Below are 26493 nucleotides of genomic sequence, written 5' to 3'. Positions count from 1 at the left end.
ATGCCTGCCGAATTCGATCTCTATGGCGTCTATGTGCCGCGCCTTCTCGTTCTCATGGTGCTTTCCCTTCTTCTCGTGATGATCGTCCGTCGCGGACTGAGCTGGGTGGGCGCCTATTCGCTCGTCTGGCACCGCGGCCTCTTCGATCTCTCCCTCTATGTGCTGCTTCTCGGAGCAGTCTCCTCCCTGACACGCTGGTACTTCGCATGAACACGCTGAAATCAATCTCCCGCCTGATCGTCACCCTCGCCTTCGTTGCCGCCGCCGCCTATGCCGGCCACGGCCTTTGGGTGCATTACATGGATGAACCCTGGACGCGCGACGCGCGTCTGCGCGCCGACGTCGTCGGCATCGCACCGGACGTTTCCGGCCTCGTCAGCGACGTCGCGGTCAAGGACAACCAATCGGTCAAGAAGGGTGATGTGCTGTTCCGCGTCGATGGCGAGCGCTTCAAGATTGCTCTCGCGCAGACCGAAGCGGCGCTCGAAGGCGCCAAGGCCATGCTGGAACAGGCCCGCCGCGAAACCGACCGCCAGCAGCGCCTCGGCGATGCCGCCTCCGTGCAGCAGAAGGAACAGGCGCGCACAGCCGCCGACCAGGCCGAAGCCACCTATCTGCAGGCCGTCGCCAACCGCGATCTGGCGCAGCTCAATCTCGACCGCTCCGCCGTCAGAGCAACGGTCAACGGCACGGTTTCGAACCTCAGCCTGCGCCCAGGCGACTATGTCACCGCCGGCACCGCCAAGGTCGCGCTCGTCGATACCGACTCCCTGCGAGTCGAAGGCTATTTCGAGGAAACCAAGCTGCCGCGCATCCATGTCGGTGACAGCGTCACGATCCACCTGATGGGCCATCGCCAGACGCTGGAAGGCCATGTCGACAGTATCGCGACCGGCATCGAGGACCGCGAGCGCACGTCGGGAACCGGGCTGCTGGCCAATATCAACCCGACCTTCAGCTGGGTGCGGCTGGCGCAGCGCGTTCCGGTTCGTATCAATCTCGACAAGGTGCCTGACGGTGTGCAGCTGATCGCAGGATTGACGGCGACGGTCGAAGTCGGAAGCCAAAGGTCCGACCTCGCCTCGCTCGACTGACCTTGCCTAGAAGTTCCAGTCCTCGTCCTCAGTCGCCACCGCCTTACCGATGACGTAAGACGAGCCGGAGCCCGAGAAGAAGTCGTGGTTCTCGTCGGCATTCGGCGAGAGGGCCGAAAGGATCGCCGGATTGACCTTGCAGGCCTCCGGCGGGAACAGCGCCTCGTAGCCGAGGTTCATCAGCGCCTTGTTGGCGTTATAGTGCAGGAACTTCTTGACGTCTTCGGTGAGCCCGACGCCGTCATAAAGCGCCTCGGTATATTTGGCCTCGTTGTCGTAGAGCTCCAGCAGCAGATCGAAGGCGAAATCCTTGATCTCCTGGCGGCGGGTTTCCGGCAGACGCTCGACGGCGCGCTGGAACTTGTAGCCGATGTAATAGCCATGCACCGCCTCGTCGCGGATGATCAGGCGGATCATATCGGCGGTGTTGGTGAGCTTGGCGCGGCTCGACCAGTACATCGGCAGATAGAAGCCGGAATAGAACAGGAAGCTTTCGAGGAAGACGCTGGCAACCTTCTTCTTCAGCGGATCGCCCGAAGCATATTGCTCCATGATCAGCGCCGACTTCTTCTGCAGAAACTCATTCTCGTCGGACCAGCGATAGGCGTCGTCGACGTCAGGCGTCGAGCACAGCGTCGAGAAGATCGAAGAATAGGAGCGCGCGTGCACAGCTTCCATGAAGGAGATGTTGGAAAGCACCGCCTCTTCATGCTGGGTCGAGGCATCGGCCATGAGCGTCACCGAGCCGACGCCGTTCTGGATAGTGTCGAGCAGCGTCAGCCCGGTAAAGACCCGGATCGTCAACTGCTGCTCTTCCGGCTTCAGCGTCGCCCAGGAGGGAATGTCGTTCGACAACGGTACCTTTTCCGGCAGCCAGAAATTGCCGGTCAGGCGGTTCCAGACTTCGAGGTCCTTGTCGTCCTCGATGCGGTTCCAGTTGATGGCGCGGACGCGGGATACGGGCTTGGCGTGCATGTTCATGGGAAATCTTTCCTCAATCAGTTCTGTTGGAGGACGCGGCCCCCTCACCCTAACCCTCTCCCCGCTGGGGAGAGGGGACGTGCCCGCCTACACGCCTCAATCAAGGGGCTGACGGGCGCTGCGGTTCCCTTCTCCCCAGCGGGGAGAAGGTGCCGGCAGGTCAGGCGCAGCGTGCTGCGCCGGGGATGAGGGGGGCTACTCGCTCTAAGGCCAGCGGCCGGAAATCAGATCACAACGTACACGACACACATCCCTCCACCTGCGTCCCCTCCAGCGCCATCTGGCGCAGGCGGATGTAGTAGATGGTCTTGATGCCCTTCTTCCAGGCGTAGATCTGAGCCTTGTTGATATCGCGCGTCGTCGCCGTATCGCGGAAGAACAGCGTCAGCGACAGGCCCTGGTCGACATGCTGGGTGGCAGCCGCATAGGTGTCGATGATCTTCTCCGGTCCGATCTCGTAGGCGTCCTGGTAATAGTCGAGATTGTCGTTGGTCATGAAGGCCGCCGGATAATAGACGCGGCCGATCTTGCCTTCCTTGCGGATCTCGATCTTGGAGACGATCGGGTGGATCGATGACGTCGAGTGGTTGATGTAGGAGATCGACCCCGTCGGCGGCACCGCCTGCAGGTTCTGGTTATAAAGCCCGCCCTCCATGACGGCCTTCTTCAGTGCCAGCCAGTCTTCCTGGGTGGGAATTTCGATACCGGCATTGCTGAACAGGTCAGAAACCGTCTGCGTAGCCGGTTTCCATTCCATTTCGGTATACTTGTCGAAATATTCGCCCGACGCGTATTTGGAATTCTCGAAACCCTTGAAGCTCTGGCCCCGCTCGATCGCGAGACGGTTCGAGGCGCGGATGGCGTGATAGGTCACCGTGTAGAAATACATATTGGTGAAATCGACGCCCTCTTCGGAGCCGTACTGGATTCGCTCGCGGGCCAGATAGCCGTGCAGGTTCATCTGACCCAGGCCGATCGCGTGGCTCTCGTCATTGCCCTTCTCGATCGACGGGACCGAGGAGATGTGGCTCATGTCGGAAACTGCCGTCAGCGCCCGGATCGAGGTCTCGATCGTCTTGCCGAAATCGGATGAGTCCATGGCGGCGGCGATATTCAGCGAGCCGAGATTGCAGGAAATGTCCTTGCCCATCACCTTGTAGGACAGATCGTCATTGTACTCGCTGGCTTCGCTGACCTGCAGGATCTCGGAGCACAGATTGCTCATGGTGATGCGTCCGGCGATCGGGTTCGCCTTGTTCACCGTGTCTTCGAACATGATGTAGGGATAGCCGCTCTCGAACTGGATCTCGGCGACGATCTGGAAGAAGTCGCGGGCCTTGATCTTCTTCTTCTTGATGCGGCTGTCGGCCACCATCTCGCGGTATTTTTCGGTCACCGAGATTTCGGTGAACGGCACGCCGTAGACGCGTTCCACGTCATAGGGCGAGAACAGGTACATGTCCTCGTTGTTCTTGGCGAGCTCGAAGGTGATGTCTGGAATGACGACGCCGAGCGACAGCGTCTTGATGCGGATCTTCTCGTCGGCATTCTCGCGCTTGGTATCAAGGAAGCGCATGATGTCGGGGTGGTGGGCGTTGAGATAGACGGCCCCTGCCCCCTGGCGCGCGCCGAGCTGGTTGGCATAGGAGAAGGCGTCCTCGAGCAGCTTCATCACCGGGATGATGCCCGACGACTGGTTCTCGATATGCTTGATCGGCGCGCCCATTTCGCGAATGTTGGTCAGCGACAGCGCCACGCCACCACCGCGCTTCGACAACTGCAGCGCAGAATTGATCGAGCGGCCGATCGATTCCATATTGTCTTCGACGCGCATCAGGAAGCAGGAGACCAGCTCGCCGCGCTGCTTCTTTCCGGCATTGAGGAAGGTCGGCGTTGCCGGCTGGAAGCGGCCGGAAATGATCTCATCGACCATGTCGCGGGCCAATGCCTCGTTGCCCTGCGCCAAGGCGAGTGCCACCATGCAGATGCGGTCTTCATAGCGCTCCAGATAGCGCTTTCCGTCAAAGGTCTTCAGCGTGTAGCTGGTGTAATATTTGAAGGCGCCGAGGAAGGTCGGGAAGCGGAACTTCTTGTCATAGGCGTGATCGAAGAGATCGCGCACGAAGTTGAACGAATACTGATCCAGCACCTCCTGCTCGTAATAGCCCTCGGTGACGAGGTAATCGAGCTTCTCCCGGAGATTATGGAAGAACACGGTGTTCTGGTTGACGTGCTGCAGGAAATACTGCTTCGCCGCCTGCCGGTCCTTGTCCAGCTGGATCTTGCCGTCCTCGTCATAGAGGTTCAGCATCGCGTTCAGCGCGTGGTAATCCAGCCCGGTTTCCGCGGCTTGCGCCTTTACGGGGCGCTCGAGAACTGCCGTGTCCAAAATCGTTCCAATCCGTGTTTGACGTTGGCAACATCATCAGCGGTGCCGAGCAACTCGAACCTGTAGAGGTAAGGTACCTGGCATTTCTTCGCGATGATGTCGCCGGCGAGCCCATAGGTCTCGCCGAAGTTGCTGTTGCCCGCGGCAATCACGCCGCGGAGGTTCGAACGGTTTGCCGCATCGTTCAGGAAACGGATCACCTGCTTGGGCACAGCTCCCTTGCCGCCCTCGCCGCTATAGGTCGGGACCACAAGAACATAGGGAGAGACGGCTTGAAGCGTCTCGCCTGATATCGGGATGCGCCGGGCGGGAAGGCCAAGCTTTTCGACGAAGCGATGGGTGTTTTCCGACCGGCTGGAAAAATAGACGATCTCGCCCATCGCAGCCGCCGCTCAGGCGAGCGCGCTGATCATGTCGGGGCGGAAGCCCGCCCAATGCTGCTCGCCGGCGATGACAACAGGGACCTGACGGTAGCCGAGACCCTGCACCAGATCATAGGCGGCGCTATCGGTGGAAACATCGATGATGGTGTAGTCGATGCCCTGGCGATCGAGCGCGCGGGTGGTTGCGGTGCACTGAACGCAGGCGGGCTTGCTGTAGACGGTGATGCTCATGGGAAAACCTCGTGACTGGAAGGCATGGGATATCGTTCGGACATCCGCCGATGTCCGCGCTTGGGAAGATCGAAAAGGAAGACAGCCGTTGCCGGTTGCCGGGCGTCAGCAGCCCGTCATTCGCGCCGGTATGATCTGAAACTCAAAGACATAAGACTTCACCCCGAAGTGGCTCATGCGGGACACACCGGAGGAAGCGAAGAGCGGCATCATGCCCACATCTCATCGCTCGCCAGCCGGACACCCCGCCCGTGGACGTTTTCGCTCAAGGCAGGTCTCCTGGCTTGCGGATCATCACATTCATCCCGGTCTTCCCAGGTCTTCATGACCCAGTGACCCGAAATGGGACATATGCTCGCCGCTCACAGTTGCGGGGGCAGCTCCGGCATTGCTCCGCCTTGCGGCAGATCTCACCGAATTCCCGTCTTAGCCCGCGATCCTTGCGAATCGAGGGAACCTCGAACACTAGATATAGTACGCGAGTCTATTTTTACGTCAATGGATGGTTCAGGTTTCGGGTGCCGCAAGCCGAAAAAATGAATGTGATGTGGATAACGGAAGATTAATGCGGATTGGCTGTGGAAAAGAGAAGCCGGCAAAAGCCGGCTCCTCGAATGCGATGACGATCAGGCCGTTGCCGTGGCAACGCGTTCGCGCAAAGACCGCGCCGCCGCCACCATATTGACGAGCGCCGGCTTCACTTCCTCCCATTTGCGGGTCTTCAAGCCGCAATCCGGATTGATCCAGAGCTGCGAATCGCCAAGCCGCTCGCGCGCCAGAAGAAGCAGACCGGTCATATCGGCAATATCGGGAACGCGTGGCGAGTGGATGTCGTAGACACCCGGGCCGATTTCGTTCGGATAGTCGAAACCGCGGAATGCCTCCAGCAGCTCCATCTTCGAGCGCGACGTCTCGATCGAGATCACATCCGCATCCATCGCGGCGATCGCATCGATGATGTCGTTGAACTCCGAGTAGCACATATGCGTGTGGATCTGCGTCGCGTTGCTGACACCGGTCGAGCACAGGCGGAAGCTTTCGACGGCCCAGTCGAGATAGGTCTTCCATTGCGAGCGCCGCAGCGGCAGGCCTTCCCGGAGTGCTGCCTCGTCGATCTGGATCATTCTGGCGCCGGCCTTTTCGAGATCACCGACCTCGTCGCGAATCGCCAGCGCGATCTGCCGGCATGCTTCGCTTCGGGCGATATCATCACGCACGAAGGACCAGTTGAGGATCGTCACCGGTCCAGTCAGCATGCCCTTCACCGGCCGGTCTGTCAGAGACTGGGCATATTGCCACCAGCTTGTCGTCATCGGCTTCGGCCGCGCGATATCGCCGAAGATAATAGGCGGGCGGACATAGCGCGACCCATAGCTCTGTACCCAGGCATGCTGCGTGAAGGCAAAGCCTGACAGCTGCTCGCCAAAATACTGCACCATGTCATTGCGCTCGAACTCGCCATGAACGAGCACATCGAGGCCGATTTCCTCCTGCCAGCGGATGGCTGCTTCGGTTTCCTTGCGCAGGAAAGCCTCATAGTCCGCATTGCTGAGCGTCCCCTTCGTGTGTGCCGAACGGGCCTTGCGGACTTCAGGCGTCTGCGGAAAGGACCCGATCGTCGTCGTCGGGAACAGCGGCAAGCGCATATCCGTCTGCTGGATCGCCTTGCGCTCGGCGAAACCGGCCTTGCGGCGCTTCATGGTCTCGTCGATCGCTGCAATCCGCTGCCTGACCGCGGGATCATTGACCTTCGGCGATGCCGCGCGGGCGGCCGCGGCCCTCGAAGAGCTGCCGATGGCATCCGTCACGCAATCGCGCCCCTGCGAAAGTGCCTGGCCGAGGACCGCCAGCTCATCCAGCTTCTGCGTGGCAGAAGCCAGCCATCCCCTGACCTCGGCATCAATAGCGGTTTCGAGAGCAAGATCGATCGGCACATGCAGAAGCGAGCAAGATGGCGCGATTTCGATTGGACGCGTTTTGGAAAGCGCCTCGACCCGATCCAGCAGTTTCTCAAGATCAGCGCGCCAGATGTTGCGGCCATCGATGACGCCGAGAGACAATACCCGGTCATCAGGCACCGCCGATACGACCGCATCAAGCTGCTCGGGCGCGCGCACCAGATCGACGTGCAGACCGGCAACCGGCAGCGCCGCTGCTGTCTTGAGATTGTCGCCCAATGCGCCGAAATAGCTGGCGATCATGATCTTCAGGTTCGGCACCAGCTGGTGAAGCGCGCTGTAGGCCGTGGTCAGCGCGTTCCGCTCAGCGTCTGTGAGATCGAGCACCAGGGCTGGCTCGTCGATCTGCACCCAATCGGCGCCCGCAGTGCTGAGCTCCGCGAGGATGGCCGCATAGACAGGGAGCAACCGGTCGAGCAGTTCTATCGGATCAAAGCCTGCCTGCGTCGCCTTGCCGAGCTTCAGGAAGGTCACCGGGCCGAAAATGACCGGGCGCGTGTGGATACCGAGCGCCTTCGCCTCGCGGAACATCTGCAGCGGCTTGTTTTCGGTCAGCGCGAAGCGCTGGTCGCGGGTGAATTCCGGCACCATGTAGTGGTAGTTGGTATCGAACCACTTGGTCATTTCGAGCGCCGGAACGCCCTCATGATGATGCGCATGGCCGCAATCGCTGTGCTCAGCGCCCACTGAGCCGCGCGCCATGGCGAAATAGATGTCGAGATCGACGGGGCCGCCCTTCCAGCCATATTCGGCCGGTACGGCGCCGACCATCACCGCCGTGTCGAGCACATGGTCGTAGAGGGAAAAGTCGTTGGACGGGATGATATCGATCCCCTTGGCCTTCTGCAGGGTCCAATGTTCGGCCCGCAATGTCTTGGCGACGTCGAGAAGTGCTGTCCTATCGGCCTTTCCGGCCCAATAGCTTTCCAGCGCGAACTTCAGTTCGCGGTGCTTTCCGATACGCGGGAATCCGAGATTTGCAGTCTTGATGCTCATGTTTCCTTACCCCGAGGGTTATGGGCAAGGCTTGGGATGACGCATCGGCGCGCGGACACAGGCGTGCCGGTCGCAAAAGCGGCACACCGGACACCCCGCCCGTGGACGTTATCGATCGCGGCAGGTCTCCTGGCTTGCGGGTCAACGCTGCCGTCCGTCTTCCCGGGGCGTCTTCCCCAGTGACATGAATGGACGGCCGCTCGCCGCTTACAGTTGCGGGGGCAGCTCCGGCATTTTCACCGGATTCCCTCTTAGCTCCGGACCAAAGGTCCGCAGAACCACGATGACACGAGCATGTCGCATCGCGGATCACACGTCAATAGACATAAAGATATGCTTATGTCTTTGTTTCTTTGGTTGGCTGTGCTCGCCGATTACGACAACAGCATCGAGGATGGCGCGCCGGTCTCCGCGGGAGACTGCAGCTTCTGGGCAGCAAGCACCACTTCGACGCGATTGCGGGCATCGAGCTTCTGCATCAGGATCGTCATGTAGTGCTTGACGGTCTTCTCGCTGATATCGAGCATGCTGGCGATTTCGCGGTTGGTCTTGCCCTGCAGCAGGTAGTTGACGATCTGCTCCTCGCGGGCGCTCAGGCGCTTCTGCATCTGCGCCTTGCGGCGCACCTCGGCCGTCTTCATCGACAGGATCACCTTGGTGGCGAAACCCGGCGTGATGAACGTGCTGCCGTCATGCACGGTCTTGATCGCCTCATACAGATCGCGCGCCGTGCTGCCCTTCAGCACATAGCCGCAGACGCCGAGATTGAGCACCTGGATCGCCGTGTCGATATTGGCGGTGGCGGTGAAGACCACGACCTTCGTGCCTTCGTAGTTCTTCTGGATCAGCTCGAGTGCCGCCAGTGTATCGCCCGGCATACTGAGATCGGTGACAAGAACGTCGGGCCGGTGCTCCTCGACGATCTTCAGCGCGTCGATGGCGTTCTGCCCGCGGGCAGTCACTCGAAGATCTTCCTTCGCCGAGTAAAGATTAACTAGTCCATCCAACAATATTGGATGATCATCAACGAATGCGACAGAGATAGACATGATGACGAATAAACCCCCTCGTCTTCTTTCCGATAGCTCTAAAGTAAACAGAGCCAAACATAAAGACGGATTTTAATGCTTGGTTAACTTCATCGGATTTCTGTCTATTCGATCTCTATGCTTTCAGCCAGTTATCAATTCGGATAGTCCGTCGCCTTATAGGCCAGTTGCGTCGGCCTGCTGCAACTCCAGCACCATCTCCAGCATCATGCCGCCCCCGGGCCGTTTGTTAACAGCAAGCTTACCGCCGAAGCTCTCGATCCTCTGCCGGAGGCCATAGAGCCCCATTCCGCCCTCGCGCGCCGCGAAAGGCACCGTCCCGGAGGGCAAACCGTCATCCCCGACCGAAATCGCGATGACTGGCATGTCGATCCGACATCGGACACGCTGGCCGTTGCCACCAGCGTGGCGGTAGGCGTTGTTGAGCCCTTCCTGAACGAAGCGGTAGATGCAGGTCTTCAGCGCCGGCGGCAGGTCGGCATTGGTGCCGCTGGACACAAAGGCGACCTTGGTCTTGGTCCGCGCCTCATGCTGCCTGATCGCCTCGGCCACCACGTCCTTGGCCCAGAGATGCAGGATCTCAGGCAAGAGCAGCGATTTGGTGACCGTCCGGGCCTCGATCAGCGCTTCACCGAGCGTCTTGCTGGTCTCGTCGAGGAGCCTTGCGCGCTCATCCTTCTTGGTCAGGTCGCGCAACTCGTCGAGCTGCAGGATCGCCAGCGTCATCAGCTGTACCGGGCCGTCATGCAGATCGGCGCCGATGCGGCGGATGAAGGTCTCGTTGAGGTTGGCGAATTCCATGGAGGCCCGGCGCGCCGTATCCCTCAACTCCATCAATTCCTTCGAGGCGGACTCGGCCTCCTCGGCGCGGTGGCTCAGAACCTGCCGCTGATGCTCGATCGTCCGGCTGCCGCGCCTGACGATCAGGAACAGGCCGAGCATGACGACGAAGGAGAACAACGCCACCGTCGTCCAGGTGACCACCCGCAGCCGCGCGAGCTCATCGACAAAACCGCTCGGATCCTCATGGATCTCGGCCACGCCGATGATCCGCCCCGAGGCCTGGTCATGCAGCGGGCTGTAGATTTCGAGATATTCGGTATTGATGTTGCGGAACGTATGCTCGTCGGCATGAAGATCGGCATAGACGGCGACAATTTCGCCTTTCAAGGCGCGCTGCAGGCCCTCGGGGAAACTGAAGCGGTGGCCGATCATCTGTTTGGTCCGGGAATAGGCAACAGTCCCGTCGGGCGCCCATATCTCGATATGCGGGAAACGCGCCTGGAGATCCGCATCGCCGAACAGCGCGTCGAGATGGGCGATGCTGGCGGCCTTAAGGCGCGTCGAGCCGCCCAGTTCCTGCACCTCAGCCTCAGTCAGGCTCTGAACCAGCAAGGCCGTCGTGCCGGCCTTTCCGCTGAGCGCTTTGTCGGCAACCAGCCGCGTCGTCAGATAGCCCGCAGAAACCGTGGCGATCAGAATAACCAAGCTGCTGGCGATCAGGAACTGCGTGGAAAGGGTCCGCTCGGCGCCCCATCGAAGGATACGCGTAAACAGTCGCGGCACTTCCGCGCTTTCATCTACGCCAGCATTTCTGGCGCCTAAGTATTCGTCCGGCAAAACGTCCCCCCAAGGCCGATAGCGCTATCATCCTTGCAATATTACCCAAGGAAATAAAGCACCATTTTTGTACTATAGGCCCGTATGAATTCTATCAGACCAAAGGCCAATTCATCATAGGACCTTACTCCCGGAAGGATAAGGACCGAAGACCTGCTTTTGCCGTGGACGAACATCGAAAACATCGTCCGACCATGCGCCGTTCAAAACCCCGGCAACTTTCCGCAAGATCGCATCATCCCAAGCCAGCCCTGCAAGGCGGGCTTTGAAGACATCAGGGGCAATTCAAACCGCCGGGCTCGCAGCGCGATCCGGCGGACAGGACAAGTTTGCGAAAAACCAGGCGCCAGGACAGCGCGCCGACGGAGGGGAAAATGGTTACGCTTGTAAGACACGATCTCGAGTTCATCCTGAAGCAGATCGCCATCGCCGAACAGCATGCGGCCGGTGGTGACCTTGCCGCGCTCGTCGCCGAAGCCGGCGAAGCAGCCGGCGCGACCGGCACCGGTGCACCGCAGGCGCATCTCCTGCCCTACGGCCTCCGAACCGTCGACGGCAGCTACAACAACCTGCTCGATGGCAAGGAAACCTGGGGCGCCGCCGACCAGCCGTTCACGCCGCTGGTGCAGCCGACCTACCTCAACGAAAATGACGACACACAGATGTTCGGGACACCGCAAAATCCGGTTTACCTGACCAACGGCAACTACACGCCGGGCACACCGAGCGGCAGCCCGATGCTTGCACCCGGCACAGTCGTCGACGCCGATCCGCGCATCATCTCCAACCTGATCGTCGATCAGACCAGCAACAACCCGGCCGCGATCATGGTCTATGATGCCATGCTCGCCGAGGGCAAGACGGCAACGCGCGTACCGATGCAGGACGCCAATGGCGCGCCCGTCGCCCATGCAACCAACGTCGTCGGCCCCGATGGCACCGTTCTCGCCGCCGCGGGCAGTCCCGTCTACGTCTACACGTTCGAGAACGTCTCGCCCGATATCGGCGACTCCGCGCCTTACAACTCGATGTTCACGCTGTTCGGCCAGTTCTTCGACCATGGCCTCGACCTCGTGGCCAAGGGCGGTGCCGGAACGGTCTACATTCCGCTCTCGCCGGATGACCCGCTCTACAACCCCGCAACGCCGCACACCAATTTCATGGTCCTGACCCGCGCCAGCCGCGACGCCGATGGCGAAGTGGCTGCCAACACCACGACTCCCTGGGTCGACCAGAACCAGACCTACACCTCGCATGCATCGCATCAGGTGTTCCTGCGCGAATATGTCATGCATGAGGGCAAGCCTGTCGCGACCGGCCATCTGCTCGACGGCGACCGTGGCCTGCCCACCTGGGCAGACATCAAGGCGCAGGCCCGCGAGATGCTCGGCATCGACCTGACCGATGCCGATGTCACCAACATTCCACTGCTGCGCACCGATCCTTATGGCCGCTTCATCCCCGATGCCAACGGCTTCGCCCAGGTGATCACCGGCATCGGCGCGGACGGGATTCCGAACACCGCCGACGACATCGTTGTCTCAGGCACGCCGGGCGCTCCTGTCAGCACCGCTGGAGCCGTCCGCATCGGCCACGCCTTCCTCGATGACATCGCCCATGCTGCAGTACCGGTCATCGCCGGTGGCGTCCTGCAGGCCGACGGTGACGACGCCGTAGGCTATTCCGGCGGCTTCAACAGCCGCGGTCAGCAGACTGCCTACGATGACGAGTTGCTCGACGCCCACTACATCACCGGCGACGGCCGCGGCAACGAGAATATCGGCCTGACGTCGATCCATCACATCTTCCACTCGGAGCACAACGGCGTCGTCGAGCAGACCAAGCAGGTCGTTCTCGACAGCGCCGACTTGGTCTTTATCAACCAGTGGCTGCTTGAGCCGATTACCACGCTGCCGACAACCGAGGCAGAACTTGAGGGACTCGTCTGGAACGGCGAGCGTCTGTTCCAGGCAGGCCGCTTCACCACCGAAATGCAGTATCAGCACCTCGTCTTCGAGGAATTTGGCCGCAAGATGCAGCCGGATATCGATGCCTTCGTCTTCGAGCCGTCGACCGACATCAATCCGGCGATCTTCGCCGAGTTCGCCCACGCGGTTTACCGCTTCGGCCACTCGATGCTGAACCAGGATATCGACCGCCTCGTGGAAAATGCGGATGGTACTTTCAGCTTCGATAACATCACGCTCTTCGACGGCTTCCTGAACCCGCTGGAACTCGGCGCCGTCGATGCCAATGGCAACGTGCTCGTCAATCACGATCAGGCAGCCGGTGCCATCATCCGCGGCATGTCCCGACAGGGCGGCAACGAGATCGACGAATTCGTCACCGACGTCCTGCGCAACCAGCTGGTCGGTATCCCGCTCGATCTTGCCGCCCTCAACATCGCCCGCGGCCGCGACGTCGGCCTGCCGACGCTGAACGACGCACGTGCGCAGTTCTACCAAGCAGCCGGTCAGGACACCCAGCTGAAGCCCTATGTCAGCTGGACCGATTTCGCGCTGAACCTGCAGAACACCGCGTCGATCGTCAACTTCATCGCTGCCTACGGCACGCACTCCTCGATCACCAGTGCAACGACGCTCGACGCCAAGCGCGCCGCCGCCGCGTCGATCGTGCTCGGCACGGCAGGCGCACCTGCCGACCGTCTGGAATTCCTGAATTCGACCGGCGCCTGGGCGACGGCTGAGACGGGTCTCAACGACATCGATCTGTGGATCGGCGGCCTTGCCGAGAAGAAGATGGATTTCGGCGGCATGCTCGGCTCCACCTTCTCCTTCGTCTTCGAACTGCAGATGGAAAACCTGCAGGAATCGGACCGCTTCTACTATCTCTCCCGCGTCCAGGGCCTGAACCTTCTCAACGAGCTGGAAAACAACTCGCTGAGCAAGATCATCATGCGCAATACCGATCTGGGCGAAGGTTCGACGGCGCTGTCGGGCGACATCTTCTCGACGCCTGACCATACGCTTGAGATGGACATCTCGAAGCAGGTCGGCGCCGATCCGATCTTCACCGACCCGATCCTGCAGGCGCTGACTCCGCTGGTCGTGCGCCGCGACCCCGATGGCGACGGCGACCTCGACTACATGGCCTATCACGGCGGCGACCACGTCGTCATGGGCGGCACCGAGGAAGACGATACGATCATTGCCGGCGAAGGCGACGACACGATCTGGGGCTATGGCGGCAACGACACGCTCGAAGCCGGCTACGGCGTCGACCACGTCCATGGTGGAGAGGGTGACGACATCATCACCAATGCCGGCACAGATATCGGCGCCGCCGACTTCCTGCATGGCGAAGGCGGCAACGACGTCATCCACGGCGGTAGCGGCCTGGCGCTGATCTTCGGCAATGACGGCAAGGACTTCATCATCGCGGGCCCCGATGGCAAGCACGTTCTCGGCGGCCTCGGCGACGACTTCATCCGCGGTGGTGACGGCGGCGACTTCCTGATGGGCAACGAGGGCAACGACTGGATCGAGGGCGGCGGCCGTTTCGACACGCTGTCTGGCGAAAACTCCGAGCTGTTCTTCAACTCCTCGATCATCGGCCATGACGTTCTGAACGGCGATGGCAGCGACACCGACTACGACGCCGAATCCGGCGACGACATCATGTTCCAGGGCGACGGCATCCAGCGCAGCAACGGCATGGCCGGTTTCGATTGGGCGATCCACAAGGGCGACGATACGGCGGCCAATTCCGATCTCGGCATTCCGCTCTTCGCCACCCAGGAAGCCTTCATCCTCCGCGACCGCTTTGACCTCGTGGAAGGTCTCTCAGGCTGGGTCCATGACGATATCCTGACCGGACGCGTCGCGCCGACCAATGCCCGGGCCGAACTGCAGAATACCGCAGCCATTCCGGGTACCGGCAGCCCGCTCGAAAGCTATTCGAACGCGCTGCTCGAAAAGAACCTCAGCCTCATCGCCGGTCTCTCGCAGCTCGTCGCCCACCGTGCCCGTACCTCGGTGACCGTCAACGGCGTCACCGAAACAATCGTCATGGATACCGCTGACGCTTCCGACATCCTGCTCGGCGGCGGCGGTGATGATATCATCACCGGCCTTGCCGGAGACGATATCATCGACGGCGACCGCTGGCTGAACGTCCGGATCCGCATCAACGACCTCAACGGCAATGAGATCGGTTCGTCCGACGGCCTGTCGAAGGGCGTCTTTGCGCCCAACGGAGCCGCAATGTTCAACGGCCGCACACTCAGCGACCTGATGTTCGACCGCACGCTGAACCCGAGCCAACTCGAAATCGTCCGCGAGATCATCGACGGCGAGGTAGAGGGCGATATCGATACGGCCGTCTATACCGACGTCCGCGCCAATTATACGATCACCCAGAATGCGGATGGCAGCATCACCGTCGCTCACACCGGCTTCGACGAAGACGGGGGGCCCGACGGAGATGAGGAGACGGTTGCCAATCCGGTTTCCGACGGCACCGACCGCCTGTTCAACATCGAGCGGCTGCGCTTTGCGGACGGCGAATATGCGCTGAGCCCGCCGCAACTCCAGCTCTACACGCTCGATCGTGGCCAATACCGCGACGACTTCAGCCCGTCGAGCTATACGGGTTCCGACGGCACGACGCTCTGGACAACACCCTGGACAGAGTCTAGCGACAACAACAGCGCCACTAGCGGCGATGTTCTCGTGACCGGCGGCACGTTGCGTTTCGACGACAACGGCAATGGGGCCAGCGTGCAGCGCGCCGCTAACCTTGCAGGCGCGACGACGGCCCGTCTCACCTACGATGTGAACGAAAGCGGACTCGATCAGGGCGATACCGTGACCGTCTGGTTTGCGGCCAATGGCGTCAATTTCATCCAGATCGACACCATCAACTCTGCAACAAACGTTGCCGAACGGAGCATCGATCTGACCGGCCCGTTTACCGCCGGGGCCATTGTTCGCTTCACATCCACCGCACTCGGCAATAATGACATCGTCGATATCGACAATGTCACGATCGACTTCACCCGCCCTGCGGCGGCGCCATCGATCAACTATGCAACGAGCTTCATCGAGAATGGTGAGCCGGTTGCGATCGCCTCCGGTCCTGCGATTACCGATGAGGATGGCCAGATTGTCTCCGCACGGATCGTTCTGACCAATGCCCAGAACGGTGACCAGCTGAATGCAGGCGCTCTTCCTGCAGGCATCACCGCCCAGACCGACACTTCGGTTGCCGGCCAGATCGCTATCGCGCTGACGGGGACCGCCACGCTTGCCGCCTATCAGGCCGCAATCCAGGCGATCACCTTCGGCAATAGCTCGGACCAGCCGGGAACAGTGGCACGCGTCATCACCGTCACCGTCAACGACGGCCTGATGAACAGCAATCCGTCGACCGCAACGATAGCGGTCACGGCTGTCAACGATGCGCCCGTCGCCGGTGACGATAGTGTCATCACCAACGTTGAAACCGGCACATTCGTCATTCCGGAATGGGCACTGCTCGCCAACGATACCGATGTCGACAGCGTCCTCAACATCACAGGCGCCACCGAGAACCAGACGAGCTTCGGCGTCGCGGTCGGTCCGACAGGCGACATCACCGTCACCCACACGACGACGCAGCAGCGCAACTTCACCTACACGGTGAACGACGGTGCGGCGACCGATACGGCCACTGTTTCCGTCACCCGCGACACCAACGATGTCAGCGGCACAACCGGCAACAACATCCTGATCGGCGACAACTCCGGCGACACGTTCGACGGCGGCACCGGCAACGACATCATCCTCGCCGGTGGCGGCAACGACACCATCGTCTGGAACGCCAACAACAACGGCGCAACGGATGGACGCGATATCGTCGATGGCGGCGCGGGTACCGATACGTTCGACCTCAACGGCCGCAATGGCCAAGGCGGCAACGAGACCTTCCGCATCTATACGCGGCAGGCCGCCGAGCTCGCCGGAATCACCGGTCTGCTGGCGACGACCGAAATCGTCATCACCCGCAACGGTACCGACAACGCCTCCGTCATCGCCGAACTCGACAATATCGAGGAGATCACCGTCGGCAACATAACGCTGGATGACGGCACGCCGACTGGCGGGACAACGGGTGGCGACACCATCACCGTCATCGGCGACTTCTCGCAGACCAGCCTGGCGCTCAACACCATCACCATCGATGGCACTGACGGCGACGACGTGATCGACATCTCGGCACTGCAGTCGGCACACCGCATCGTCTTCCGCTCGAATGGCGGTCACGACACGATCGTCGGCACGCTGCGCCCGCAGGACGTCATCGAGCTTCCCGACGGCCTGACCGCAGCCGACTTCGAAACGACTGTCGATGACGAGGGACGCACGGTGATGACCCGTGACGGCAGCTCGATCACCTTCGTCGGTCCCGATGGTTCGGAGCCGCCGGTTGGTCCAGGCGACGACGACCACGAGGAAGAGGAAGAAGAGCAGGAAGGCAGCGGCAGCTGCGACGATGATGACGACGACGGCGAACAGCCGTCCGGCGGCGAAGGTCCGGCTCCGGCCACGCCCCGCGCGCTCGTTGGCACCGGTGCCGGCGAGGCCCTTTTGGGTGCAGCCGCAGCCGACATCATCCTGGCAGGCGATGGTAACGACATCCTCGTCGGTGAAGCCGGCAGCGATATCCTGCGCGGTGAAGGCGGCCACGACCTCATCACCGGCGGCGCAGGCGCCGATGTGATGTCGGGCGGTGATGGCGACGACGAAGTCCATGGCGGCGCTGATGGCGACCATATCTTCGGCGACGCAGGGGCAGACCGGCTCTATGGCGACGATGGCAACGACGTTATCGAAGGCGGAGCGGGCGACGACCAGGTCTGGGCGGGTGCAGGCAACGACCTGATCCTCGCCAAGCTCAACGACGGTTCCGACACCTACTGGGGCGGCGATGGCAACGACACGCTGGACTATGCAGCGGCAACCACCAACCTCACGGTCGATCTCGGCAACGGCTTCATGGGCAGAGGCAGTGTCGCCGGGTCGAGCACAGGAACGGATACCGTCTACGGCTTCGAAAACTTCATCGGTGGTTCCGGCCACGACACGATCACCGCATCGCTCGCCGTCAACATCATCGATGGCGGGGCTGGAGAGGATGTCTTCCGCTTCACCTCGGCGGCAGCGGCCAACGGCGACAAGATCTATGGCTTCCAGCCGGGAGACAAGATCGACTTCTCGGCCATCGATGCGAACACGTCGGTCGCCGGTGTCCAGGGCTTCGCGCTGAAGGCGGGCTCGATTACCGCCGCCGGCCAGATCGCCGTAAGCCACGAAACCATCGATGGCGAGGCCTTCACGGTGCTGCGCGGCAACGTCAACGCCGATCCCGAGGAAGACTTCGAACTGATGATCGCCGGTACCCACAATTTGAAGGCATCCGACTTCAACGGGGTCTCCTGATCGATGGCTCTGCCCCATGGCCGGTGACGGCCATGGGGCATGCCGAATGCATTGCCGGAGGGGAAAATCATGGCAACGAAGAAGAAAGAGCCGCAGTACAAGATCGACAAGGCACGCGGCATCCTGACCTATCTGTTCGGCCTGTCCGGGCTCATCAACATCCTGGCGCTCACCGGCGCTTTCTACATGCTGCAGATCTATGACCGGGCGCTCGCCAGCGGCAGCATCTCGACGCTGATCGCGCTCTCGGTTCTGGCGATCGGCCTCTACCTCTTCCAGGGCGTCTTCGACATCCTGCGCTCGCAGATCCTCGTGCGCCTCGGCGCCAAGATGGATACGACGCTGGCGCCGCTGACGCACCAGGTCGTCGTCGAAATGCCACGCTACGGCTATTCGACAGCAGAGGCCGCTGAGCGTGGCCGCGACGTCGATACGCTGCGCAGCTTCCTCGGCGGCCAAGGCCCGATCGCGCTTTTCGACCTGCCGTGGATCCCGATTTACCTCGTCTTCGTCTGGCTGCTGCATCCGGTGCTCGGCATGCTGACGCTGGGCGGCGCCACAGTGCTCGCCTGTCTGACGATCCTCGCCGAAGTGCTGACGCGGCGTCACGCCCATACGATGATCAAGGCCGCCGTCACCCGCAACGCCGTGCTCGATTCCAACACCCGCAACAGCGAAGTCCTGCATGCCATGGGCATGACTCAGCGCGCCGTCGATCGCTTCGAGCGGGCCAATCGCTATCACCTCGAGCACCAGACCAAAACCTCCGATATCGGCGGCACGCTGTCGGGTCTCTCCAAGGTGCTGCGCATGATGCTGCAATCGGCGATCCTCGGCCTCGGCGCCTATCTGGCGATCGGCGGCGAGCTTTCGGCAGGCGCCATCGTCGCTGCCTCGATCGTCACCAGCCGCGCGCTCGCCCCCGTCGATCTGGCGATCGCGCAGTGGAAGAGCGTCGTCTCCGCACGCCGCAGCTACAATCGTATCCAGGAAACGCTGGCTGTCCTTAACGGCAAGGAAGAGTTTATCCCGCTTCCCGAACCCAAGGAAAGCCTGAGGATCGAGGGGCTAACAACCGTTGCGCCCAGCACCGGCGCTGTGCTGCTCAGCGAGGTCGGTTTCGAACTGAAGGCCGGCCAGGCGCTCGGTCTTATCGGCCCCAGCGGCGGCGGCAAGACGACGCTGGTCAAGAGTCTGCTCGGCATCTGGCCGGCGCTGCGCGGTTCGGTGCGCATCGATGGCGCCGATCTCGGCCAGTGGAATGCCGATTTCTTCCGCGATCACGTCGGCTATCTACCGCAGGACGTGGCACTGATGGACGGCACGATCTCCGATAACATCTGCCGCTTTGCCGAGGAGCCGGATCCACGCAAGATCATTCTGGCCGCCAAGGCGGCCGGCATCCACGACATGATCGTCCACCTGCGCGAAGGCTACCAGACCGAACTCGGCCCGAATGGCACCGCACTTTCGGCCGGTCAGCGGCAGCGCGTAGCACTGGCCCGCGCGCTCTATAGCGACCCCTTCCTGGTGGTACTCGACGAGCCGAATTCCAATCTCGACGCCGAAGGTGAAGAGGCCCTGACGACAGCGATCCTTTCGGTCCGGCGCCGCGGCGGTATCGTCGTCATCATCGCCCACCGCCCCAGCGCGCTGCAGGCCGTCGATATGGTCGGGCTGATGCAGGGCGGCAAGCTCACCTCCTTCGGCCCCAAGGAAACGCTGCTACAGACCAAGGCCAAGCCGCTTGCCGTCGAAAAGTCGTTCGGCGACAGCCATCGGCCGCGCTCGACGGCCGCGGAATAAGGGAGAGCTATTATGGAGGAGAAGCTCACCCTTGGCCTGCCGGATGCGCAGGCAGCGATCGCGCCGATCAACAAGTACCGCGAGAAGGAAGAGAGCAAGAGCGGACCGCGCAAGTTCTTCATGCCGCTGACGGCCTTTTCGGCGCTGGCGATGATGTTTGCAAAGACCGAGCCCGGCGCACGCAACCAGCAGCCGGAGGCCAAGGAGCAGGAGCCGGAACAACCCTCCAACGACGATTACGGGATCATCGAGGACGTCACCGCCTTTCTCCAGACGCTCGCGAGCGAGGCCGCCGCTCCGGAAGCAGGTGAACAGCAGCCTGCCGTCCGGCTGAGTTTCCGCACCAGCACGTTCTACGTCACGGACATGCCGCCGCGCCTCCAGCGCACCGTCCTGAGCGGCACGGCCAACGACAATCTGCGCAGCATCATCGACACCGGCGAAGGCTTCGAGTTTCCGGCGCTGCGCCCGCCCGTTCATCTGGACCTGCCGTCCCGCGCAACGCGCGGCACTTCCGCCAGCGGCGCGCCCTCCAGTGGCAATCGCAATCCCGATGACCAGGACGACCCGGACCCGAACCGGGCGCCGGTCAGCCTCGGACGCTACACATTCTCCAGCGGCTTCGTGAACCTCTCGGCGCTGGTCATGCTCGACGACCTGCTCGCCCATATGTACGATCCGGATGGCGACAAGCTCAGCATCAACGACATCTCGGTATCGAGTGGCCAGATCCGCGCCTACGGGCAGGATATGTGGCTCTATACCCCGCAGCGCGGCTATATCGGCGACGTCACCTTCACCTATGACGTGTCCGACGGTCAGGCCGAAATCCGCACCGGCGCCCTGTTCAACCTGCGCAAGGCGCCGCCCCATGAAATCCAGGGAACGGAAGGCGCCGACACGCTGACCGGGACGCCCGGCGAAGACCTGATATCCGGCCTCGGCGGCAGCGACTTGATCTATGGGCGCGAAGGCGACGACATTATCTCCGGCGACGGCGGCGACGACGTGATCCTCGGTGGCGACGGCGCCGATACGCTCTATGGCGGCGCAGGTAACGACACGCTCTTCGGTGGTGCCGGCAACGACGTTCTCTTCGGCGGCGACGGCGATGACCGTTTGTTCGGCGAGGCAGGCAACGACACGCTGATCGCCGGACACGGCAACGACGCGCTCAGCGGCGGCACCGGCGCGGACCGGCTTTTCGGCGAAGACGGCGATGACAGCCTGCTCGGAGAAGCCGGCGACGACTATCTCGACGGCGGCGATGGCGACGACGCAATGACCGGCGGCAGCGGCAATGACGTCGTTATCGCCGGCAAAGGTAACGACACGATCAGGGCCGGGCTCGCGGGCGAGGAAGCGCGCATGGCAGCAGCCACGGCGCATGACGGGAATGACAGCTATTCCGGTGGCGAGGGCATCGACACCTATGACATGAGCAGCGCCCGCAAGGCCGTCGCCGCCGACCTTTCTCTTGGGACCGCCAGCGGCGAAGAGATCGGCAGCGACAGGCTCGTCGATATCGAAAATCTCACCGGCGGCGCGGGCGACGATACGCTCACCGGCAGCGACACCGCCAATATTCTGGCCGGCGCCGACGGCGACGACACCCTTTGCGGCAAGGATGGCGACGACACGATTTCCGGCGGAAACGGCGACGACACCTTCGTCGTGCTTGCCCGGAGCGGCGATCGCGATGATGACGACGACGGGGATGATCACTATTCCGGAGACGATGGCTTCGATACGCTCGATCTCGCTGCGCTGGTCCAGGAGGTCATCGCCGATCTCGAAGCGCAGCTGGCCGAGGGTCAGGAGATCGGCCGCGATACGATCGAAGGCTTCGAGGCCGTGATCGGCGGCGCCGGTGACGATCGCCTTTCCGGCAATTCGGCCGCCAATATTCTCGTCGGCGGCAACGGCAACGATCGCCTCTCCGGCCGCGCCGGCGATGATGTGCTGACCGGTGGAGATGGCGACGACATCGTCTCCGGCGATAGTGGCGATGATATCGTTCTCGTTGCCGTCCACGCCGCCGATGACGGCCGCAACGGACGGAGCGACGGCGACGACAGCTATCAGGGCGGTGACGGCTTCGACACCTACAGTGCCGCCGGGGCCGTGCACGACGTCATCATCGACCTCGACCAAGGCACCGCCACCGGCATCGATATCGGCGACGACACATTGGCAGGCTTCGAGGCCGCGATCGGCGGCAGCGGCGCGGACTTCATCATCGCCGGAGATGGCCTCAACTTCCTGGCCGGGGGCGCCGGAGACGACGTCTTCGTCTTCCGTTCGCTGTCATCGATCGCCAACGATGGCGACGGCCGCGACCAGATTCGCGATTTCGCCGTCGGCGACCGGATCGACTTCTCCGGGATTGCCGCCAGCATCGGCGGACTGGTCTTCGGCACCTCCGATACAGACGGCCCGCAGCAGCCGGTGAACCGGATCATGCTCTATCACGAGAGCTTCGAGGACGGCGACCGGACTATCGTCAAGGCGATCATCGACTTCGAGCGCGACGAGGATTTCGAGATCCTCCTCTATGGCCGCCACGAACTGACCGAACAGGACTTCATCCTGGCGGCACGCGACACCGGCGCGGATGGCACCGCTCCGCATCAAGCCTGATCACAATCAAAGAAAAGCTAGGGGAAAGCACATGCAGCCGGCAAAGAAAGAAACACAAAAGCAGTTCGGCATTTCGGGCCGCATCTATCTCTCGGCGTTTCTCGCCGGGGCGCTGGTCTTCGGCATTGGCGGCTGGGCCGCACAGGCGAAGCTCTCGGGTGCCGTCATCGCGCAGGGGCAGGTTGCCGTTTCGCAACAGGTCAAGGTGATCCAGCACCGCGATGGCGGCATCGTTTCGGAAATCCTGGTGCGCAACGGCGACGCCGTCCGCAAGGGTTCCGTACTTTTCCGCCTTGACGAAACCCAGACCCGTGTCGAACTGACGATCGTCCGCATCCAGCTGCAGCAACTGCAGGCGATGATGGCGCGACTTTCCGCCGAACGCGACGGGGCCGAAACCGTCAGCTTCGCAGGGCTCAACGTGCCTGTCGCGCTCGCCAGGAGCGAGACCAAGCTGTTTACCGAAAACCTCGGCATGCTCGCCAATCAGAAGGAACAGCTTCGCCTGCAGGCTGCGCAGCTGCAGCAGCAGGTGGAGGGCTATCGCGCCCAGCAGCAGTCCAACGATGAGGAAAAGGCAATCATCGATCTGGAACTGCAAAAGACCAACCAGCTGCTGGCAAGAGGCCTGATTCAGATCACCCAGCAGCGCGACGCCGCCCGGCAGAAGGCGCGCATCGAAGGCGCCCGCGGCGAGCTGATCGCCCGCATGGCCGAAACTGAAAACGAGATCAGCGAAGTCAGGATGAAGCTCCTGTCGCTCGATCAGAACCGCCGCAAGGAGGCGCAGACGGAGATCGTCGGGCTGGAGGCCAAGATTGCCGAACTCACGGAACGGGAAGTCGCCGCCGATGACCGCCTGTCGCGGATGGAAGTGCGCGCGCCGGTCGACGGCCTGATCTTCGACATGCAGATTCACACGATTGGCGGCATCGTCGGTGCCGGTGCGACGGTGATGTCCGTCGTTCCCGATAGCGAAGAGATGACCGTCGAAATCCAGGTTCCGCCTGCCGACATCGACCGCATCGCCCCCGGCCAGCCGACACGCATGCGCTTCACGGCCTTCAATCAGCGCACGACGCCCGAATTTCACGGCGCCGTAGATGTCGTGGCCGCTGCCACGGCAACCGACCGCACCACTGGGCGGCCCTACTATCTCGCCACCATCAAGCCTTCGGACCTGCTGCAGCTCGGCAGCCGCAAGCTCGTTCCCGGCATGCCTGTGGAAGTCTATGTCCAGACCGACGAGCGCAGCGCGCTGTCCTATCTGGCAAAGCCATTCACCGACCAGATGATGCGGGCATTCCGCGAGGAATAGGGCCCGGAAATCCACCGGGAGCCGATGGGACGCTACGTGTTCGCGCACCCGTCGGCTCCGGCGCGTTAACCAATCGTTAACCATATTGGACCAGCCTTGGCGGCAGTCGCGGCCTCTCCTTGAGGCGGCATTTGCAAACAGATCGAGGTGGTAAGATGCGGCTCGTCACTCTTCCCGGCAAGATTCTCACCAAGGCAAATCATACGCTGATCATCATGGGCGACGGCGCGGCGCGCCAGGCCGTCTGCGTGCTCGATGAAGCGCTGAAGGCGGCAAATCCGCAGCGTATTGACGCCGTGCGTCAGCATCTCGGGCTGATCGAGCGTATCGCCAGCGGCAAAACCGACAGAGGCGAAGTCGCCTTCGACGGCCGCGTCTGGATCACTTCTGCGGATCTCGCAGCTAGTAGCGGCGGACGCCTGCATTGATCCTCAGCGATCGAAGAAATCCTGCCACTGCTTTTCGCCGGCCATGCAATCGCTCTTCGGCTGTGCAGCGGCCTTCTGGATTTCCGGAACCGGGCTGAGGCCGCTGACCTCAAGCACCAGCTTGCGGCGGACAGCGATGCCGAAATCCTCGATCTTGTAGACCGGCAGCACGAAAGCGCCCGGGCCGCCGATGACGCAGTCGGCATAATAATTGTCGAGGCCGCCCGGCGCCCCTGATGGCCTTAGCATCAGCGCCAACCCGTTGATGATGAGCCCCGCCTCCACCGCCTTGTCGCGGGTTGGCGCAACAGGGTTGCCGGCATTGTTTGTGCCGTCGCCCGAAACATCGATCACCTGCCGCATCGCTGTATAGGGGCTCGAAACGATCATCGACGCCCCCTGAGTAATCGCCGTCGATATCGATGTGCGCCTCTGGGTGTTCAGCGGCCGCTGTTCCAGTTTATCGGCAAATGCGATCGCATCGCTTTCGTTCTCGATCAGATGCCAGTCGAGCACGGAGCCCGGCACCACGAAGCCGGCCCATTCGAAATAGCTGATGGCGATGCGCCCTGTCAGACCGCCTTTGACGGCGTCGATGAATTCCTTGTGCTTGAGCGCCTCGATATAGCCCTCTCGCTGGATGCGCACCTCTTCGAAGTCCATCGACCGGGACGTATCCACGGCCAGCACGAGCTTGACGTCGACCTCGCCGGCGCCTGCCTGTACCGGCACGGCCGCACTTCCGGTGAGCGTCATGAGTATCGCGAGCGTCTCGAACATCGGCAATCCAATCACCGGCTATGGACCCTGCCGAAGGATATAGTCCGAACCGTGCGTCCGCCAATGCGGCTTCGAAAGATTGTCGTGTCTCAAAGACGGTCGCTTCTTTGAACACGTTTTGATTGTGTTAAGCACCCGGATAGATCGCACGGCACAATCCTGGATATAAGCCGTTACAACCGGATGTCTGGCTTTCTGCAAAACATGCGGCAGCTACGCACCAGCCGCAATGGCAACTTCGCGATGATGACCGCGATCGTCCTGCCTGTGCTCATCGGCGCCGCAGGGCTGGCGATCGATCTCGGCAACATCATGCTCTCTCAACGCCAGTTGCAGGAAGCAACCGATTCCGCCGCGCTCGCGGTCTCGACAGCACTTGCCGATGGCAAGGCCGACGAGACTTCCGGAAAGGCTCTGGCGAAAGACTTCGTCGGCGGCCAGATGGCCAATTATGTCAGTTCCACCTCAGCAACCGCGATCAAGAACGCCACCAATGCGACGATCACGACGACGACGAGCGCGACCGGAAAGTCCTTCACCGTTGCAGTGAATTCTTCCGCGACGGTGACGTTGACGCCGCTGATCGCGTTTCTTGCCGGTAGCAGCAAGACGATCGCGGCAGCGAGCAACACCACCAGCGGATCCGGCAGCACCAAAAGCGGTCTGTCGATTGAAGTGCTCATCGACGAATCCACCTCGATGTCGCAGAACACCACGACGCTGAAAAGCGCAACATGCATCATCCCGATCTTCAATGGCTGCCTGCTTTACGGCCCGCCGGTCTATGTCACAAAGATCGAGGCCCTCAAGCAGGCCGCAACCGCGCTCTTCGATGCCTTCGACAAATCCGATCCTTCTGCAAAATACGTCCGTACAGGCGTGATCTCCTATACTGCGGGTATCAAGGGGAAATCGGCGATGGCCTGGGGAACAATGGATTCGCGCCGCTACGTTTCGAATATCGTGGTCGCTCCGCTCAGCGGAACCGATGCGACCTCGGCCGTGAATACAGCGACCACAACCATCAAGAAGAACATTTATGGCACTGACACTGAAAGTGTCGAACAGAAGAAGAAGGACAATGCCAACTCCGACAGGGTGATCGTTCTGATGACCGACGGTGAAATGACCGGCATGACCGACCAGTGGAGCAAGGCGCTCGACCAGTCGGTGCGCGATGAATGCGCTGCCGCCAAGAGCGCCGGCATCACGATCTACACCGTCGCGTTCATGGCCCCTGCCAACGGCAAAAACCTTCTCAAATATTGCGCATCAACGACGGCGAATTACTATGAGCCGGAAACCATGGATGGACTTGTCGCCGCCTTTGCTTCCATTGCCCAGACCGCCACCAAATCCGTGAGCCGCCTGACCAATTAGC

The 26493-nt window shown here is 61.7% G+C and carries 16 protein-coding genes and 2 riboswitches; of the genes, 8 read left to right on the top strand and 8 right to left on the bottom strand.

Features of this window, described 5'->3' with window-relative positions:
* Both AB4Z25_RS16575 and AB4Z25_RS16570 read left to right on the top strand, forming a co-directional pair.
* A complete protein-coding gene (locus AB4Z25_RS16575; protein ID WP_442208566.1) occupies nt 1-210 on the top strand; it encodes a DUF1656 domain-containing protein in 210 nt (69 codons plus the stop codon).
* A complete protein-coding gene (locus AB4Z25_RS16570) occupies nt 207-1094 on the top strand; it encodes an efflux RND transporter periplasmic adaptor subunit (RefSeq protein WP_442208565.1) in 888 nt (295 codons plus the stop codon). Before AB4Z25_RS16575 ends, AB4Z25_RS16570 begins: the two co-directional genes overlap by 4 nt.
* A 6-nt stretch (nt 1095-1100) precedes the next feature.
* On the opposite strand, the gene nrdF is transcribed toward AB4Z25_RS16570, so the two are convergent.
* The 7 genes from nrdF to AB4Z25_RS16535 form a co-directional block, all read right to left on the bottom strand.
* The gene (nrdF, locus tag AB4Z25_RS16565) at nt 1101-2075 is read right to left on the bottom strand and encodes a class 1b ribonucleoside-diphosphate reductase subunit beta (RefSeq protein WP_442208564.1); all 975 of its coding nucleotides are present in this window, start codon (nt 2073-2075) and stop codon (nt 1101-1103) included.
* A gap of 229 nt (nt 2076-2304) precedes the next feature.
* Nucleotides 2305-4464, bottom strand: coding sequence for a class 1b ribonucleoside-diphosphate reductase subunit alpha (nrdE, locus tag AB4Z25_RS16560; protein WP_442208563.1), 2160 nt, complete (start codon nt 4462-4464; stop codon nt 2305-2307).
* Nucleotides 4434-4844, bottom strand: a complete 411-nt coding sequence (nrdI, locus tag AB4Z25_RS16555; RefSeq protein ID WP_442208562.1) for a class Ib ribonucleoside-diphosphate reductase assembly flavoprotein NrdI — start codon at nt 4842-4844, stop codon at nt 4434-4436. Before nrdI ends, nrdE begins: the two co-directional genes overlap by 31 nt.
* Before the next feature lie 12 nt (nt 4845-4856).
* Nucleotides 4857-5078, bottom strand: a complete 222-nt coding sequence (gene nrdH / locus AB4Z25_RS16550; RefSeq protein WP_112388640.1) for a glutaredoxin-like protein NrdH — start codon at nt 5076-5078, stop codon at nt 4857-4859.
* 252 nt (nt 5079-5330) lie between these two features.
* Nucleotides 5331-5554: riboswitch (cobalamin riboswitch) on the bottom strand.
* A 150-nt stretch (nt 5555-5704) separates the two neighbouring features.
* Nucleotides 5705-8032: a 5-methyltetrahydropteroyltriglutamate--homocysteine S-methyltransferase gene (gene metE, locus AB4Z25_RS16545; RefSeq protein ID WP_442208561.1), complete on the bottom strand. Its 2328-nt coding sequence runs from the start codon at nt 8030-8032 to the stop codon at nt 5705-5707.
* 102 nt (nt 8033-8134) lie between these two features.
* Nucleotides 8135-8330, bottom strand: a riboswitch (cobalamin riboswitch).
* A 76-nt stretch (nt 8331-8406) separates the two neighbouring features.
* A complete protein-coding gene (locus AB4Z25_RS16540) occupies nt 8407-9081 on the bottom strand; it encodes a response regulator (protein WP_442208560.1) in 675 nt (224 codons plus the stop codon).
* 156 nt (nt 9082-9237) lie between these two features.
* Complete coding sequence (locus AB4Z25_RS16535) at nt 9238-10647, bottom strand: sensor histidine kinase (RefSeq protein WP_442208559.1); 1410 nt, start codon at nt 10645-10647, stop codon at nt 9238-9240.
* A gap of 428 nt (nt 10648-11075) precedes the next feature.
* Between AB4Z25_RS16535 and AB4Z25_RS16530 the strand changes: the two genes are divergently transcribed.
* From AB4Z25_RS16530 to AB4Z25_RS16510, 5 genes are all read left to right on the top strand, one after another.
* Nucleotides 11076-18140, top strand: a complete 7065-nt coding sequence (locus tag AB4Z25_RS16530; protein WP_442208558.1) for a peroxidase family protein — start codon at nt 11076-11078, stop codon at nt 18138-18140.
* A gap of 69 nt (nt 18141-18209) precedes the next feature.
* The gene (locus AB4Z25_RS16525; RefSeq protein ID WP_442208557.1) at nt 18210-19946 is read left to right on the top strand and encodes a type I secretion system permease/ATPase; all 1737 of its coding nucleotides are present in this window, start codon (nt 18210-18212) and stop codon (nt 19944-19946) included.
* A 12-nt stretch (nt 19947-19958) separates the two neighbouring features.
* Nucleotides 19959-22586: a cadherin-like domain-containing protein gene (locus AB4Z25_RS16520; RefSeq protein ID WP_442208556.1), complete on the top strand. Its 2628-nt coding sequence runs from the start codon at nt 19959-19961 to the stop codon at nt 22584-22586.
* Between the two features lie 31 nt (nt 22587-22617).
* Complete coding sequence (locus AB4Z25_RS16515) at nt 22618-23904, top strand: HlyD family type I secretion periplasmic adaptor subunit (protein ID WP_442208555.1); 1287 nt, start codon at nt 22618-22620, stop codon at nt 23902-23904.
* A 155-nt stretch (nt 23905-24059) separates the two neighbouring features.
* Entirely contained in the window at nt 24060-24332 is a 273-nt protein-coding gene (locus tag AB4Z25_RS16510; RefSeq protein ID WP_442208554.1) for a hypothetical protein, read from the top strand.
* A gap of 3 nt (nt 24333-24335) precedes the next feature.
* Here the strand turns inward: AB4Z25_RS16510 and AB4Z25_RS16505 are convergent, their stop codons facing one another.
* Nucleotides 24336-25112 (bottom strand): DUF1194 domain-containing protein, encoded by a 777-nt coding sequence (locus AB4Z25_RS16505; RefSeq protein ID WP_442208553.1) that lies wholly within the window; start codon nt 25110-25112, stop codon nt 24336-24338.
* A gap of 204 nt (nt 25113-25316) precedes the next feature.
* On the opposite strand from AB4Z25_RS16505, the gene AB4Z25_RS16500 reads away from it, so the two are divergent.
* Nucleotides 25317-26492 carry a vWA domain-containing protein gene (locus AB4Z25_RS16500; RefSeq protein ID WP_442208552.1) on the top strand — a complete coding sequence of 392 codons (1176 nt, stop codon included), beginning with the start codon at nt 25317-25319 and terminating at the stop codon, nt 26490-26492.
* The last annotated feature ends 1 nt before the right edge of the window (nt 26493 follow it).

This window comes from Rhizobium sp. RAF36 (assembly GCF_052114105.1).
In the GTDB taxonomy this organism is placed as follows: Bacteria; Pseudomonadota; Alphaproteobacteria; order Rhizobiales; family Rhizobiaceae; genus Rhizobium.
Note: the sequence above shows the minus strand (reverse complement) of the source record. Positions and strands in the feature narration are given on the sequence as shown.

What these genes read in the sequence shown, in the direction of transcription:
- AB4Z25_RS16575 (WP_442208566.1), top strand. Translation starts at nt 1, where the DNA reads ATGCCTGCCGAATTCGATCTCTATGGCGTCTATGTGCCGCGCCTTCTC.
- AB4Z25_RS16570 (WP_442208565.1), top strand. Translation starts at nt 207, where the DNA reads ATGAACACGCTGAAATCAATCTCCCGCCTGATCGTCACCCTCGCCTTC.
- nrdF (WP_442208564.1), bottom strand. Translation starts at nt 2,075, where the DNA reads ATGAACATGCACGCCAAGCCCGTATCCCGCGTCCGCGCCATCAACTGG.
- nrdI (WP_442208562.1), bottom strand. Translation starts at nt 4,844, where the DNA reads ATGGGCGAGATCGTCTATTTTTCCAGCCGGTCGGAAAACACCCATCGC.
- nrdH (WP_112388640.1), bottom strand. Translation starts at nt 5,078, where the DNA reads ATGAGCATCACCGTCTACAGCAAGCCCGCCTGCGTTCAGTGCACCGCA.
- metE (WP_442208561.1), bottom strand. Translation starts at nt 8,032, where the DNA reads ATGAGCATCAAGACTGCAAATCTCGGATTCCCGCGTATCGGAAAGCAC.
- AB4Z25_RS16540 (WP_442208560.1), bottom strand. Translation starts at nt 9,081, where the DNA reads ATGTCTATCTCTGTCGCATTCGTTGATGATCATCCAATATTGTTGGAT.
- AB4Z25_RS16530 (WP_442208558.1), top strand. Translation starts at nt 11,076, where the DNA reads ATGGTTACGCTTGTAAGACACGATCTCGAGTTCATCCTGAAGCAGATC.
- AB4Z25_RS16525 (WP_442208557.1), top strand. Translation starts at nt 18,210, where the DNA reads ATGGCAACGAAGAAGAAAGAGCCGCAGTACAAGATCGACAAGGCACGC.
- AB4Z25_RS16520 (WP_442208556.1), top strand. Translation starts at nt 19,959, where the DNA reads ATGGAGGAGAAGCTCACCCTTGGCCTGCCGGATGCGCAGGCAGCGATC.
- AB4Z25_RS16515 (WP_442208555.1), top strand. Translation starts at nt 22,618, where the DNA reads ATGCAGCCGGCAAAGAAAGAAACACAAAAGCAGTTCGGCATTTCGGGC.
- AB4Z25_RS16510 (WP_442208554.1), top strand. Translation starts at nt 24,060, where the DNA reads ATGCGGCTCGTCACTCTTCCCGGCAAGATTCTCACCAAGGCAAATCAT.
- AB4Z25_RS16505 (WP_442208553.1), bottom strand. Translation starts at nt 25,112, where the DNA reads ATGTTCGAGACGCTCGCGATACTCATGACGCTCACCGGAAGTGCGGCC.
- AB4Z25_RS16500 (WP_442208552.1), top strand. Translation starts at nt 25,317, where the DNA reads ATGCGGCAGCTACGCACCAGCCGCAATGGCAACTTCGCGATGATGACC.